The organism is Myxococcales bacterium, from assembly GCA_016716835.1.
Taxonomy (GTDB): domain Bacteria; phylum Myxococcota_A; class Polyangia; order Haliangiales; family Haliangiaceae; genus JADJUW01.
In genome coordinates this window covers 419660-434001 of sequence record JADJUW010000002.1, presented here as the reverse complement: position 1 = coordinate 434001, position 14342 = coordinate 419660, and the positions used below count along the sequence as shown (strand labels likewise).

At 62.4% G+C, this 14342-nt stretch carries 8 protein-coding genes; 3 read left to right on the top strand and 5 right to left on the bottom strand.

All coding sequences use genetic code 11. From position 1 onward, the window contains the following. Positions 1–42: 42 nt before the first annotated feature. The 4 genes from IPL79_16710 to IPL79_16695 are packed head-to-tail and all read right to left on the bottom strand — an operon-like array spanning position 43 to position 5363. Positions 43–912 carry a YihY/virulence factor BrkB family protein gene (locus tag IPL79_16710; protein MBK9072618.1) on the bottom strand — a complete coding sequence of 290 codons (870 nt, stop codon included), beginning with the start codon at positions 910–912 and terminating at the stop codon, positions 43–45. Then, the gene (locus tag IPL79_16705; protein MBK9072617.1) at positions 912–2057 is read right to left on the bottom strand and encodes a hypothetical protein; all 1146 of its coding nucleotides are present in this window, start codon (positions 2055–2057) and stop codon (positions 912–914) included. Before IPL79_16705 ends, IPL79_16710 begins: the two co-directional genes overlap by 1 nt. A gap of 43 nt (positions 2058–2100) precedes the next feature. Further along, positions 2101–4146: an NADPH-dependent 2,4-dienoyl-CoA reductase gene (locus tag IPL79_16700; protein MBK9072616.1), complete on the bottom strand. Its 2046-nt coding sequence runs from the start codon at positions 4144–4146 to the stop codon at positions 2101–2103. Between the two features lie 8 nt (positions 4147–4154). Continuing rightward, on the bottom strand, positions 4155–5363 hold the full coding sequence (locus IPL79_16695; protein MBK9072615.1) for a hypothetical protein: 1209 nt from the start codon (positions 5361–5363) through the stop codon (positions 4155–4157). 630 nt (positions 5364–5993) lie between these two features. On the opposite strand from IPL79_16695, the gene IPL79_16690 reads away from it, so the two are divergent. From IPL79_16690 to IPL79_16680, 3 genes are all read left to right on the top strand, one after another. After that, positions 5994–11444: a protein kinase gene (locus IPL79_16690; protein MBK9072614.1), complete on the top strand. Its 5451-nt coding sequence runs from the start codon at positions 5994–5996 to the stop codon at positions 11442–11444. A gap of 90 nt (positions 11445–11534) precedes the next feature. Beyond that, the gene (locus IPL79_16685) at positions 11535–12332 is read left to right on the top strand and encodes a tryptophan-rich sensory protein (GenBank protein MBK9072613.1); all 798 of its coding nucleotides are present in this window, start codon (positions 11535–11537) and stop codon (positions 12330–12332) included. A 17-nt stretch (positions 12333–12349) separates the two neighbouring features. Next, positions 12350–13171 carry a hypothetical protein gene (locus IPL79_16680; GenBank protein MBK9072612.1) on the top strand — a complete coding sequence of 274 codons (822 nt, stop codon included), beginning with the start codon at positions 12350–12352 and terminating at the stop codon, positions 13169–13171. A 14-nt stretch (positions 13172–13185) separates the two neighbouring features. Here the strand turns inward: IPL79_16680 and IPL79_16675 are convergent, their stop codons facing one another. After that, positions 13186–14313 carry a trypsin-like peptidase domain-containing protein gene (locus IPL79_16675; GenBank protein ID MBK9072611.1) on the bottom strand — a complete coding sequence of 376 codons (1128 nt, stop codon included), beginning with the start codon at positions 14311–14313 and terminating at the stop codon, positions 13186–13188. Positions 14314–14342: the final 29 nt, after the last annotated feature.

Genomic DNA, 14342 nt, shown 5'->3' with positions numbered 1-14342 from the left:
ATTTCTAGCGAGTTTGCGCGGCGCGGGCTATCAAAAACCACACTATTTTGGTGTCGATTTTGTTACCGCGATTTCGGCGTTTAGGGCGGCGCCGATGAGCAGCGTAAGCGCGGAAATATAGAACCACAAGATCACCACCACGACGCTGGCAAACGCGCCGTAGAGCGCCTGATAGTGAGCCCCTCGCTCGACCCACCAGGCCAGCCCAAGCGACGCGATGAGCCAAATGCTGGTGCCGACGATCGCACCTGGCCACACCAAGGGGGAACGATCCGTGCGCGGGCGCGCTGGCGCCCACCGATAGAGAAAACCATACAGCGCGCTGACAAATACCAGCAATACGGGCCAACGCAACGTCGCTACAATCGCCGAGGCGCGCCCCGAAAATAGGAGCTCAACCACCGTGGGCAACGCCACCACCGCGAAGATCAGCGCGAGAAAGCTCACGACGGCACCAACCGCGAGCACCACGGATTGCACGTATCGCCGCCAGCGCGCGCGGTGCTCGACGCAGCGATAGGCCGCGTTGAGCCCCGAGATGGCCGCATTCACCGCGCCCCGCGCCGAATACAAGGCGAGCACCAGGCTCGACGCCAAGGTCGTCGCGAGCGCGCTGGTCGAGCCCTCGCTGGTGCGCGCGAGTTGCTCGGACATAAAGGTCGCCACGGCCGTCGGCAAGACACGCTGCAGCCCCTCGAGCTGTGACGCGGCCTGCATCGGATCAGCCGCCAGGCCATAGATGGCCACCAAGACCGCAATCATGGGGATCGTCGCCAAGAGCGAAAACAGCGCCATGCCACCCGCGACCGTCGTAAGGTCGCCATCAAAGACGCGCCCCAGCGCGCGCCACACGTGCGCCGCAATGCGCTTGATCGCTTGTCGCATGCCCCGCTCCGTTTGCTGTTTCGTCATTAGTTCCAAAACCCGAGCGAGATGCCGCTGTTAACGTAGCGCGAGGCCACATCAACCGTCGCGGTCAGGCGAACGCGAAACCGCCAACTCCACAGCCGCATCGCAAATAGCCGCCAGTCCGCGCCGGCAGTGCCATGGACGCGCCCGTGCCGGTTTTCTAGCCGCGCCGCCTCCCAGTAGCTGCCCGCGCGAACGCGCAGCCGGCCCGGCATGATTTCCGCATTGGCGCCCACGTTGATATTCACCGTCGTATGCTGCCCAGACCGCTGCAGCTTCTGTTCGAGAAAGGCGCCAAGGCCCGCGCCCTGCCTCGCCGGTGCGGTTAGCAAGACATCTGCCGCGACGGTGTAGTGCCGTTCGTCGCGATACTTGGCCGCAACGCGGGTGTTCCACGGCGTCGGGCCAAAGCGATACGCCGCGCCGAGCCGCAGCGTCGGCGGCAACGCGACTTCTTCGGGCAAGATATACCCCATGCAATCCATCGGATCGCAGCTGCTCGCTTCAACGCGTCCGCGCCGCACGGGCAGCGACATGGCCGCACCTAGGCGATAAGCGCGACCGGTTGGCAGCCACACACCGCCTAGCTCAAGGGCCTGCGATGAGGTCTCAAATAACGTCTCGCCGCCAGCGTCGATGCCAAGCGTGCCGGTGCGCACCGCGACGCCTAGCGCGATTGTATCGCGCGCCACCATGCGTGCGACCGCGAGCTTCGCGTTCTGCAAACGGACCTCCGTGGCCGCGTCATCCCGCTTGGCAAATGAGAACGTTGTCCCCGTTAGCGCCAGGCTCCACGCTTTGTACGTGATGCTTAGGCCACCGGTGAGCAGCAGCGATGAGGCGTCATCGTGCGGCAGGCCGCTGTTTTCCAAATCGTCTTTGCGCCCCGCATTGAGCCAGTCGAGGTGCAACGTGGCGCGTAGTGAACTATTGGTGGTCGTCGGGCGTATGGCTGCTGTCGCGGGATTAAACAACACGCCGACCGAGCCTTCACTGCCAGCGACGCCCGCGCCGCCTTGGCCGATGATCTCGGACGAGCCAATGACCACGCCCTGATACAGATCAATCGCGTAGCCGCGGTCGTCAATGGGGGGCAAGCCCTGGGCGCGCGCAAGCGACGCCGATCCGAACACGGCGAGGACCGTCACTAAAGTTGCGCACGCGCGGGCCTGCCGCCTCAACGCGGCGGACCTAAATTGCTCGCCCAACCGCGGCCCCCTCGGCGATGGCACGTTTGGCGTCAAGCTCGCTCGCCAGCTTGGCGCCGCCAATAATGTGCACGGGCACCCCGCGCGCCTGCAGCGGCCCTGCCAGCGCGGTCAGCGATTCCTGCCCGGCGCACAGAACGACGTTGTCAACCGCCAGGCATTGCCGCTCGCGGCGTTCTTCGCCAAGCGAAATCCACAAGCCTTGGTCGTCGATCTTTTCGTAGTTGACACCGCCAAGCATCTGTACGCCCTTGGTCTTCATTTGCGCGCGATGAATCCAGCCCGTGGTCTTGCCCAAGTTGGCGCCGAGCTTGCCGCCCTTGCGCTGTAGCAAATACACGTGCCGCGGCGACGCCTCGGGCTGCGGCGTCGCCAGACCGCCTCTCGCGTCAGAGGGATTGCCGACGCCCCATTCGGTTTTCCATTTTTCAAGATCAAGGCTCGCCGATGTTCCTTGATGCGTCAGGTATTCCGCCACGTCAAAGCCAATGCCGCCGGCGCCGATGATCGCGACGCGCGCGCCAACTGGGGCCTTGTCGCGCAATACATTAATATACGACAGCACCTTGGGATGCGCGATCCCCTCGATGGTCGGCACGCGCGGCACCACGCCGGTCGCCAAGACAACCTGCGAAAAACCACCGGCCGCCAACCACGCGTCGTCAGCGCGCGTGCCGAGCACCACATTTACGCCCAGCCGCGCCAGCTGCACCTCGTAGTAACGCAGCGTCTCGAAAAACTCTTCCTTGCCAGGCACCACCTTGGCCATGTTTAGCTGCCCGCCAATTTGCGCCGCGGCGTCGACCAAGGTCACGCGATGGCCGCGCTCGGCGAGCACAATCGCCGCTGACAAGCCGCCGGGGCCTGCACCCACCACGGCGACATTTTGCGGCGCCGTAGTCGCCACGATCGCCGTCGCCGCCTCGTCGCAGGCGCGTGGGTTGACCAGACACGACGTGAGCTTGCGTTCAAAGATGTGATCGAGACACGCCTGGTTGCAGCCGATGCAGGTGTTGATTTCGCGCGCACGGCCCGTCGCCGCTTTGATCATAAATTCAGGGTCTGCGAGCAGTGGCCGCGCCATTGACACCATGTCGGCCGCGCCCTCGGCTAAGATCGCCTCGGCCACTTCGGGCATGTTAATGCGGTTGGTCGTCACCAGCGGAATGCCAACCTGCCCCATGAGTTTTTTCGTCACCCATGCAAACGCGCCGCGCGGCACGCTGGTGGCAATGGTTGGAATTCGCGCCTCATGCCAGCCAATGCCGGTGTTGATAATAGTTGCGCCGGCGCGCTCAATCGCCTTGGCGAGCGTCACCACCTCATCCCACGAGCTGCCATCGGGAATGAGATCGATCATCGACAAGCGATAGATCAAAATAAAGTCGCGCCCCACCGCTTCGCGCGTGCGCTGCATGATTTCCACCGGCAGCCGCATGCGGTTTTCATAGCTGCCGCCCCACGCATCGGTGCGCTGATTGGTATGCGTCACCAAAAACTGATTGATGAAATAGCCCTCCGACCCCATGATCTCAACGCCGTCATAGCCCGCCTCGCGCGCCAGGCTCGCGCAACGCACAAACGCGGCGATCTGCCGCTCCACGCCGCGCGCCGATAAGGCAAACGGCGTAAACGGCGTGATCGGCGACTTGATGCGCGAAGGCGCCACCGAAAACGGATGATACGCATAGCGCCCGGTGTGCAAGATCTGCAGCGCGACCTTGCCGCCTTCGGCATGCACCGCCTGCGTCACCGCCTTGTGGCGCGCAACGCCGCGGTCGCTCGCCAGCATGCCGGCAAACGGCTTGGCCGAGCCGACCAAGTTGGGTGCAAAACCGCCTGTAACAATTAGCCCAATCTGCCCGCGCGCGCGCTCGCGCAAATACGCCGCCAGCTTGTCTAGCTTGCGCTCATCTTCTAGCCCCGTATGCATCGAGCCCATCAGCGAGCGGTTTTTCAGCGTCGTAAAGCCGAGATCCAGCGGCGCGAGCAAGTGAGGATACGCGGTCACCGCGGTACTATAGCTGATCTAGCCGGTCACACATCGCCGAGGCCGGGGTTCAGTTTTGGAATGTTGATCGCAAGTATGCGGTCCCACGCTGGTTCTTCGCCAAGCCACGTCGCCTGCATGGCAAGCGCGACGCCAACCGCGCCGTCAAGCAGCGTACAATCATCCTTCCACGACGCGACGCTCCCTCGCGGGCGGTTATTCCAGGCGCCGTACCCGCCAAAATCAAGGGTCGGCACATGACAGGCTTGTGCCTGCGCCAGCCTCGCCTGCGCGGCGTTTAGAAACTCGCTGCGGCCCGTTGCATAGTAGAACCGATAAAAGATCTGGCTCATGCCGGCGGCGCCATGACAAATCCCCGCATCAACTACCCTTGATGGCGCACGCTCGCGACCGAGTACGTATTGTATCTGGGGTTCCAGCTGCGTCTCGCTGAGACCGGCGCGGCGTAGCCCGTTCCACAAACCAGCCAGCGCGCCCACGGCGCCGCGACACCACGCGGACACCACTCGCCTGGCCAGTTCTGGATCCCCTACCACCGACGGCAAGCGGCTCGGGTATGCATCATCGTCGACAAACTGCGACAGCACCCAACGCGCGCCATCGCGCACTAAATCGGCGCACGGGACGGTACCGGTTTCGGCAATGGACCCCAGCACCGAGATCACACCCGGGATGCCGTGAAGCAACCCGAGATTCTGATACCCCGTCGACAAGACAGGATCTAAGGTATCCGACGCCGCGTCGTAGCCGGTTGTCCAAAAACACCCGTGCTCGTCGTAGCGCGCCATGCCGCGCAAACGGGTTACGATCGCCTCAAACATGGTTGCAGCCAGAAGGTGGTCACCGCGATGCCATCGCTCCAGGGCGTAGAGCGCCGCCCCCGCGACACCGCGGCGCAGGCCACAATCGGCGGCAATGGAACGGTCTTGTAGCAATGCCAACAGCCGCTCATCGAAGCTAGCTAGGTTCGCGACCAACTCATCGTCGCCTACGTGGGCCAATACCCACGCATCAAAATTCACTACATGAAATGCCCCCAGGGCACTTCGTGGCGTCCGAACATTCGCCACTGCCTGCGCCAAACTATTATTTAGCGTCGTAAATACCTCAGCCGATTCTCGAGCTGGATGGTAGGCGAGCAACAACGCCACGTGGGCGGCTTGCGTTGCGTCCAACGATGCAGCGAGCACCGCTTGCACGATGCTGTGATATGTCGCCTCTGCCGATGCCGCCATAACAATTGAACCCTAGCAGAATGGTTGTCGGCCACGAAACGCGCTCGCTCCCAAACAAGATTCCGTTTGGGAGCGAACTCGTCGTACGTCGCGCCGCTACCAGTTTGGCACTGGAGGCCGCGCAAACAGACGTTGCCTAATTTAGCATTGTTCGGAAACCAAGGGAACACACCCTGGTTGTTGAGTCCACGCACACGGTGCGTTTACAGACGCTACTGGTAAGCACGCCGCATCAACTGATTCGCATATTCCGCAATTCACCCTTGAGCCCGGCGCTGAAGTCTGGCAGTCCTTCCCATCAGTGTAAACCGGCGTCGCACCGCCAGCAGCCGACGTGAGATTGGTGACGGTAACGCGGGAAAGCGTGAGTTTTTTGCTATTAATTTTCTTCATTTGATTTTCCTCCTACCTTAACCTTTGCATCCGGCGTGCCAACTGTTTCGCTGATTCGGCGTATCAACGATTAGCATAATAATATCATATAGTTCATCTATTTTTTTACACACAATCACGTCGCTAACTCGCACGTGAATTTGCCTTAAGGCTGCATGCAAAGTGCATCGGCGGTTGACCGCCAAGTGCATTTGCACTCCAGAACCGACTTCCGCGGTCCATGTTACACTTCGCGCAATGGCCGGCCTTAACGTCCCTCTCCAGGGCGCCTTCACGGGTCGACGCTGTGGCGACTTTGTCTTGCGCGAGCAAATTGGCGAAGGTGGCTTTGGCGCGGTGTATCGCGCCGAGCAGCAAATGCTCAACCGCGAAGCCGTCATTAAGATCTCACTTGCCGACACGCTGAAAGACCAAGAACGCGTCGGAAAATTTCTCCAAGAGGCCCGCATCGCCTCCCGCATCGATCACCCCTTCGCCGCCCACGTGTATGCCTTTGGCGCCGAGACCGACGGCTTCCTGTGGATTGCCATGGAGCTGGTGCGCGGCACGTCGTTGGCCGAGCTGCTGGCAAGCGGCAGCCTGCCGCTAGGGCGCGCCGTGCCACTACTGACCCGCCTGTGTGAAGTCGTGCATACGCTGCATGAGCAGGGCATTATCCATCGCGACATCAAGCCCGACAACGTGATGGTCATTTCGCGCTCGGGCACGATGTTTCCCAAGCTGCTCGATCTGGGCATCGCCAGCGAGGCTAGCGCGTCGCAACCACGGGGTGCTTCATCCACCGCGACGGGGCTAGTAGCCGCGGGTACGCCACTGTACATGGCCCCGGAACAATGGGTGACTGGCGCGCCAATTACCCCAGCAACCGATGTCTATGGCCTCGGCGCACTCACTTATGAGGTCCTAACCGGCGCGCCGCCGTTTAACGGCACGTCGGTGATGGACGTGGCACGCCAGCATGCGCGCGCTCAACCCAAACCCCTACCCGACCTCTTCGCCCGAGATCTCGCGGCTGCCGTCTATAAGGCCCTTGCCAAGCGTCCCGCGGAGCGTTTCCAATCGGCATTGGCATACGGCGAGGCCATCCGCGATGCTTCGGGGCTTTCGATCGAAGCCGTCGGCTTGCCTCAGCTCGATCCCGCGACACGCGACGAAGTGGTGATGAGCGCGCCGCAGCCCATTGCCGAAAGCCTCGCGGCAATGGAAGCTGCGCGCACCCCGGCCCAGCTGCGGGCAGCGCTGTGGGACGTCGTCACCGTCATCGCTGCCTACGTCGGCAACGTTGCCTTGGCCATTCGGCAACGCTCGCAAGGCCGCGTTGGCGACGCGCCCCAGGTGACGTCTTTTTTGCAAGCCTTGGTGCAAGGTTCACTGGCAACCGAGCAATGGTGGTCGCTCACCCGCGAGCTGGTACGTCCTTTTGCCGGCAAGCCGACGCTCTATCCCATCCCAGAGCTGGTCGAGCTGTTCTTTGAACAAGGGGTCGAGGTTCACAGCGCAATGGATGCGATGCTCGCGAGCAGGCGCCTTAACCCGCCAGCGTCCGCCTCGGCCGACGAGCTGCGCACGTTTTTGGTCGGCGCCGTCCAGCTCTGCGGCCGCGCATTGCGCGCCCTGCGGTTTCTTCATAGCTATACGCTCGTGGTGGCGCATCAAGGCATCGCCGAGGAATGGATGGGCGTTCGCCGCCCAATTCGCCTCGAAGCCTCGGTCGCCGGCACGCTTGAGGCGGAGGTCTCGCTGATTGGGATTAACGGCGGTTTTGTCTGCAACCTCGACCCCGTCGCCGGCTGCGCCGCCCCCAGCCCCGGTGCGCCGCGTGAGCTTTTTTGGCTGGCGGGTGGCATCCATGGCAGCGCCCGCCTGCTCGCGCTGCCGGGCGCGCTTGAGCTGCGGCGCGATGATGTGTGGCGACAACATCAGCTAAACGCCGAGTCTGAGGCGCACAATCCGATCCACGCGGCAGATGCCGTGCCCTATCTCGGGTTGCAAACGTTTACCGCCGATCAGGCGCATCTGTATTTCGGCCGCGAGGCCGAGGTCATTGGGTTCATCAATCGCTTGCGCGGGCGGCGATGGATCGCGGTTGTTGGTCCGTCAGGATCGGGCAAGAGTTCGTTTATCCAGGCCGGTGTCATGCCCAACCTAAGCGAGGCGGGGGACGTGGTCGTGATGCGCCCAGGTCCTCAGCCGCTGCAAGTCCTGTCGCATGCCCTCGCGCAAGTAGGCGTCGACATCGCGGCGAAGGCCATGGACGAAGCGCCGAGCGCGCTGCTCAGCGCACTGCGCAAGCGCGCCAGCACGCGGCCGTTGTTGCTCATTGTCGATCAATTCGAAGAGCTCGTGACACAATGTTTGGACGACGCACATCGTGTCGCCTTTGCCAAAGCCATCGTCGCGATCAGCGAAGATGACGCCTCAGGCGGCACGGTCATCGTCACGTTGCGCGATGACTTCTTGTTGCGGGTGGCGCAGATTTCAACCTTGCGCGACCGGCTGGCAACGAGCCTTCATCTGGTGACCACCCCGAGCGCAGACGACCTGCGACGGATTCTCACCGAGCCGGCGCGTCGCTTTGGCTACGCATTTGAGGACGAAGAACTCGTCGCCGAGATTGCTCGCGATGTTGAGCAGCAATCCGCGGCGTTGGCGTTGCTCTCATTCACCGCCTCGCAGCTGTGGCAATTTCGCGACAAACACTTCCACCGGTTGACGCGCGCCGCTTACCAGGCACTTGGTGGCGTCGGGGGCGCCTTGGCGCACCACGCCGAATCGGTCATGGCCTCCCTCAATGCCGACGAGGCTCGCGTCGTGCGCGAGGTATTTCGCCACTTGGTCACCGCCGCTGGCACGCGTGCCAGCCTCAGTCGCTCCGAGCTGCTCGACGTCACCGGCGGCGGCGAGGCGGCGGAGCGCGTGATCGAATCGCTGATCGCGGCGCGCTTGCTAGTTGCGCAAGAGGATGGTGCGGAACGCGAGCGCATCGAGGTGATTCACGAGGCCCTGTTGGCGGCGTGGCCGCGCTTGGTCGCTTGGCGCCATGAGGACGCCGAGAGCGCACGCCTGCGCGATCAATTGCGCGTCGCCGCAAAGCAGTGGCAGGAACGTGGCCGAAATCGAAGCCTGCTGTGGCGCGGCGACGCCCTCACGGAATATCGCCTGTGGCGCGCGCGTTACCCTGGACAGGTTACGCAAATCGAGCAGCAGTTTGCCAATGAGAGCCTCGCCGACGCCGCCCGGGTCGCGCGGATACGCCGAGCGTTGCTGGCGACGTTGCTGATTGCGATGACGATCACCACGATCGTGTTCGCGCGTTTGCGCTCGACGGCCGAGACTAACCGCGCTCGCGTGAGCCGGGGCCTTACCCAAAATTACGTCGAGCAAGGCCGGCGCGCCGCCCTCGCGGGCGACGTGGCCTCTTCTCTCTTGTTTTTTGGCGCGGCGCGCCTCCGCAACTCACCCGACGCTGGCCTAGCCTATATGCTGACGCGCGCCACTGACTCGTTACGAGCCGAGGTGACAACGCTTGACGGCGGCGCCGCCAAGATCTTCGCTATTCGCTACTCACCCGACAGTACCAGCCTGCTCACCGCGAGCGGTGATGGGACAATTCGCATCGTCGACGCCGCGACGCACCAGTTGCGGAGCCAATTGGGAACGCCCCAGGAGGCGGGCCGCATCGTCGCCACATGGATCGACAATGACCGCATTATAGTTGGCAGCCGCGATGGCACGCTCAGGCTGTGGGATGTCGCTAACCGTGAGGTCGTAGCGTCAGATACGAGCCACAAAGAAGAGTTGTTTGAGATCCAGTGGAATCCATTGTCGCGCAGCGCCATCACGATCTCACAAGACAAGACGGTGCGGCGGTGGCAACCTGACAGCAGCTCCTCGACCCTGCTCTACCACGACCCCACGAAGTCGGATATTCCTGTCGCAGTGGCCGTCTCGCCCACCACGGGGTTGTGCGCGATTGGGTTTGCATCGGTAGCGGCTGATCGCGGAGAGGTCATGTTGGTGCCCTTGGTAGGACCGACGCGCCGCCTTGCCGGCCGTCATGGTGCGGTTCAAACCATGGCCTTCAATCAACTGGGTACACGACTCGCCACGGCAGATATGGATGGTGTGGTCACGGTCTTGGACCCGCAGACGCTGACGATTGTCGAAATCCTGACCGGCCACGATGGAAGCGTTGGCAGCTTGGCATTTAGCAGAGACAGCACGAGGCTATTAAGTGGTTCTGTCGACCAGACGATCCGCAGCTGGGAGTTGGGGCGCAACAACGTGCAGGTCCTGCGCGGCCACGTCGCCTCCGTCTCCTACGTGCGCTTCTCTAGCGACGATAGCTACTTCGTTTCAAGCGATGACGGTGGCGCAATCCGCGTGTGGGAGACCGCGCGGGGGCTACTCGTGGCAACGCAACTGCACGGCGGCCTCATCACGGATGCCGCAATGTCACCGCTCACAGCGCAATACGCCACTGCGTCTAGCCTGGGCACCGTAAAATTTTGGCGGCTCGAGGCGGCAGACCTGCTACGAACCGTGCCCCCTGCCGCCAACTCGGACGACAACGAACAGCGTCCTGAAATTTCGACGGCCGGTGTGCTCTATCGAGCCATTGATGACGGCGTGATGGCGTGGAACCTGGCAACCGGCGCCGTCGCAAGCATCGACACCGATGCCAATGCCCCGGGGCGAATTGCCTTGCTCGACGGCGGGCAAACGCTGGTGCATTGGTCACCAACTGGCGTTGCCTCGCTCTTTGCCACCGCCGACCTCTCCAAGCGAAAGGATATTGCAGAGCGTTTAGGCGCGGTTACGTTGCTGAAAAGTTCACCGCAAGGTGATCGGTTCGTAGTTGGAACCGCCGACGGCACGCTGCGATGGTACGGCGCCGCGGGCACGCTGCTGGCGACGAGCCGCACTGGGGGCGCGCCGATGGACGGCGGCTGGTCAGCCGATGGCTCCCGGTTGCTGATTTCAAGTGGCAAGACCGCAGCGCTTACGGTCGTTCTTTATGATGCTGTCAGCCACGCGCCAATCACAACGCTGCCCGAGCTGTGGCGCGTCGCTAAACTCGCGCCCAATGGTGCCTTTATCATCGCCATTAAGCGGGGCGATCCAACCGCAACGCTTTGGGGCAGCGACGGCACGCTGCGGCACTCGATGCGGCAAACCGAACGCGTCGAGCAAATCGCGATTACCCCGCAAAGCGACAAGGTCATCTTCGGCTTGCTCGATGGCAATGCGGCGGTATGGGGCGTTAATTCGGGCAATCTAATCCGCGTCTTGGGCGGTCACGGTACGCGCGTTGCCGACACCATCATCACCCCCGATGGCGCGCGCGCCTACTGCTTAAATGACCGAGGCGAGGTAAGAGCCTGGGAACTCACGACGTACAAGCAGATCGCGCTATTGAGTGTCGATCGGTCCAGCATATGGCTGATCCCAAGCCCGCTTGAAGATTATCTAGTGACGCTCAATGCCGATCAGCGCCTAGACCGGCACTGGCTCCGGTTGCGACCGGCCAGCGAAATTACATCGGCCTTCGTCGAGCACGCGGTATGTAAGCTGCCAGCCGCGGTGCGCGAGGGCCTCGACTTGGGCGAGGAAAATCCGCTGCGCAATGCCTGTGGGGCCGTACCGTCGACGTCAACCCCACCCAGCACGAGCGCCGCATCAAACTAGCCGCGGTGCCCCGACGTGCAGGCACTCAACAATTGTCAACCTTCTGCCAATGTAGGCGACGATTGGCCTCGGGCGGCGTAGCTTGCCGGGATGTCCACCCGCACGCTCGCCATGCTCAACGTCGCCGCTGTCGCGATCATGCTCGTTGCCAACGGGCTGGCAAACGGCCTGCCTATCAATGGCCTCACCACCGGCGACGTCTCGGCGCTCTATCCCAACTTGCTGGTGCCGGCGGGGTTCACCTTCGCGATTTGGGGCGTCATCTATTTGCTGGTGCTGGGATTTGTTGCGTATCAGTTTCTCGGCGGCGCCCCCGCGCAGCAGACCGTTGCGACCATCGGGCCTTGGCTGGTGGTCAACGCACTGGCGAATGCCGCCTGGATCGCCGCCTGGCACTATTTACAAATTGAGGCGTCGGTTGCCATCATGCTGGTGATCTTCGCGTCGCTAGCGATGATCTACGTGCGCCTCGGCGCCAACAAGACGCCCGCCGCAAGCGCTGCCTACCTCTGCGTTACCCTGCCGTTCTCCGTGTACTTTGCGTGGATTTCGCTCGCACTCGTACTCAACCTCACCGCGCTGCTGGTGAGCTTGCGATGGGACGGCGCGCCGCTTACCGCGGAGGCCTGGGGCACGGCACTGCTCATCATCATCGCCAACCTCACCGCCTTCCTCGTGCTTACGCGGCGCGACCTCGCCTGGGGCGCCGTCACCTTGTGGGCGTTGCTTGGCATCTATAGCCGCCTGCGGCACGTGCCCGACGTGAGCATCATGACGGTCACGCTGTGGGTCGCCTTCGGATCCGTAGCGATCGCGATGGTGCTGCGCCTTTGGCTTAATGCGCGCCCGACGCGATCGGCGCAACCGCTTGCATCGCCAGCGCCCTAACCTGCTATGCTTTAGCAATGGTCCGCTTTCGCGCTCAGGCAGGCTGGCTCGTGATCGCTACGGCGCTCGCCGGCTGCAACGCAATTTTGGGGCTTGATGAAGTTACCACGCGGCCAGACTCGACACCCCCGCCGCCGTCCTCCGCCAACGAAGACGGCGACGACTTTCTCGATGCCGACGATCATTGCCCGCACCGCGACACCATTGACAACGTCGATGCCGACGATGACGGCTTAGGCGATGCCTGTGAAATTCCGTTTGACGAGTGGGACACCACTCCCGCTCAAGTCGTCTTGCTGCGCGAGATGTTTTACGAGGCACCTAAAGGGCTACCCGTTCGCGTGACGTACGACGCCGACAGCTCATCCTTGCGGTTTGCCGGACAATCCTCGGAGTGGGTGCTAGATGATCCAGCAATCGCTAACCACGTCGGCGTCATCGCCACGTGGCGCGGCAGATTGAACAACGCCACGATCTCGATTAAGTCGTACACCTCAAGAAGCGAAGAGAGCTCCGTGGCCGATTGCCAAATGCAACAGAAACCCATCAATCCTCCCTTGGACTACGGTGTCGCGGTACATAACACTCTCCCTCACTTTGGCGACAGCCAAGAACAGAACTACTTCGCCGACTACGTCTCTGTTATGCACTTGTTCATCGGTGGCAATGCGATCTGTTTTGGCCCTACGCCGGGCGCAGACGTGATCAATGACGTTCCGTCTGCGACTAACATCGAGCCATTTACCGATCGCGGCGCCATCGTTATCTCGGTCTCGGGTCTTGGTACAAACGAGGAGCTCGAATTAACTAGCCTCATTGTGTACGGCAACGCCGAATAAAGCCGCGGGGCGCCCTAAACGCCGCTCGGCGCCAGCCGCTCAAGCGCCGCCAACATGCCGTCAATGGTGTCGCGCAGCGCCCACGCCTTGGCCGCGAAGCTATCGAGCGTCGCCGCCCGCGCAAGCCCTCGCGTTAGCACGTCCCGCGCGCCCTCACACGGCAGCGCGCGCTCGGCCAGCAAGGCCGTGCCTTCGTAGATGCGGTAGCATGCCTCGTGATTGCCATCGTTGTAGAGCGGGCTGCCGCTGGCGATCGAACCCAGGAGCGAAACTTTCAACTGTTCGACATCGCGCGCCGAGCAACCGGCAAACACCTCGGCCTCTACACGCGGGATCGCCCGCACCACCTTGGCGGTGGCCAGCTCGGTGCGATCTTTCACCTCTGAGCGCCGCGACACATGCGCAAACGCCGCCAGCGTCATGCCGCGCTTTTCCTCGAGCAGCGGCCGCACATAGTTCGAAGGCAGCGCAAAGTTGATATTCTGCCCGCCGTTTACGATCGCGGTCGAGATGCCAATTACCTCGCCATAGCTATTAAAGATCGGGCCGCCGCTGGAGCCCTGCGAAATTGGCGCCGATATCTGCAGCACGGTAAGTTGCGGGCTGAGCACTCGCACCGAGCTAATCAACCCGTCCGAAATCGTATAATCAAATACGCCGAGCGGATTGCCGATTGAGATCACCGGGTCGCCGGCCTCGACCTTGCTGCTATCGCCGAGGCGCAGCGCAGGGATTTCATCTGGCGGGCTGACGCGCAAGAGGACGAGGTCGCGTTGCGGATCCACGGCTGCAATCTGCACGACGCGCAGCTCCTGCCCGCTCGCCATGCGAATCTTGATCTCCGCGGTGCCCGCAACAACATGCAAATTCGTAACTATCAGGCCGCGCGCATCGACCACAAACCCCGACCCCACGCGATCGCCACCTGCCTCGACGCGAACAATCCCAGGCTTGGTGCGCACGGCGACCTGTTTGACGCTCAGCGTGGTCGCGCCATGCGGCCGCGCGCAGCCACTTACTGAAGCAACGAGCGACAAGACGCCGCACATAAACGCAACCCGCCAGCGCGAAACACCAAGTGCCTTCGATGCCACCGCCGAGGCGGCCATGGAAGAGAAGTTGGTTTCGCGCGATAGGCCCATAGTTAAATACTAAACAAATTTCGCCTCCA

What these genes read in the sequence shown, in the direction of transcription:
- IPL79_16710 (MBK9072618.1), bottom strand. Translation starts at nt 912, where the DNA reads ATGACGAAACAGCAAACGGAGCGGGGCATGCGACAAGCGATCAAGCGC.
- IPL79_16695 (MBK9072615.1), bottom strand. Translation starts at nt 5,363, where the DNA reads ATGGCGGCATCGGCAGAGGCGACATATCACAGCATCGTGCAAGCGGTG.
- IPL79_16690 (MBK9072614.1), top strand. Translation starts at nt 5,994, where the DNA reads ATGGCCGGCCTTAACGTCCCTCTCCAGGGCGCCTTCACGGGTCGACGC.
- IPL79_16685 (MBK9072613.1), top strand. Translation starts at nt 11,535, where the DNA reads ATGTCCACCCGCACGCTCGCCATGCTCAACGTCGCCGCTGTCGCGATC.
- IPL79_16680 (MBK9072612.1), top strand. Translation starts at nt 12,350, where the DNA reads ATGGTCCGCTTTCGCGCTCAGGCAGGCTGGCTCGTGATCGCTACGGCG.
- IPL79_16675 (MBK9072611.1), bottom strand. Translation starts at nt 14,313, where the DNA reads ATGGGCCTATCGCGCGAAACCAACTTCTCTTCCATGGCCGCCTCGGCG.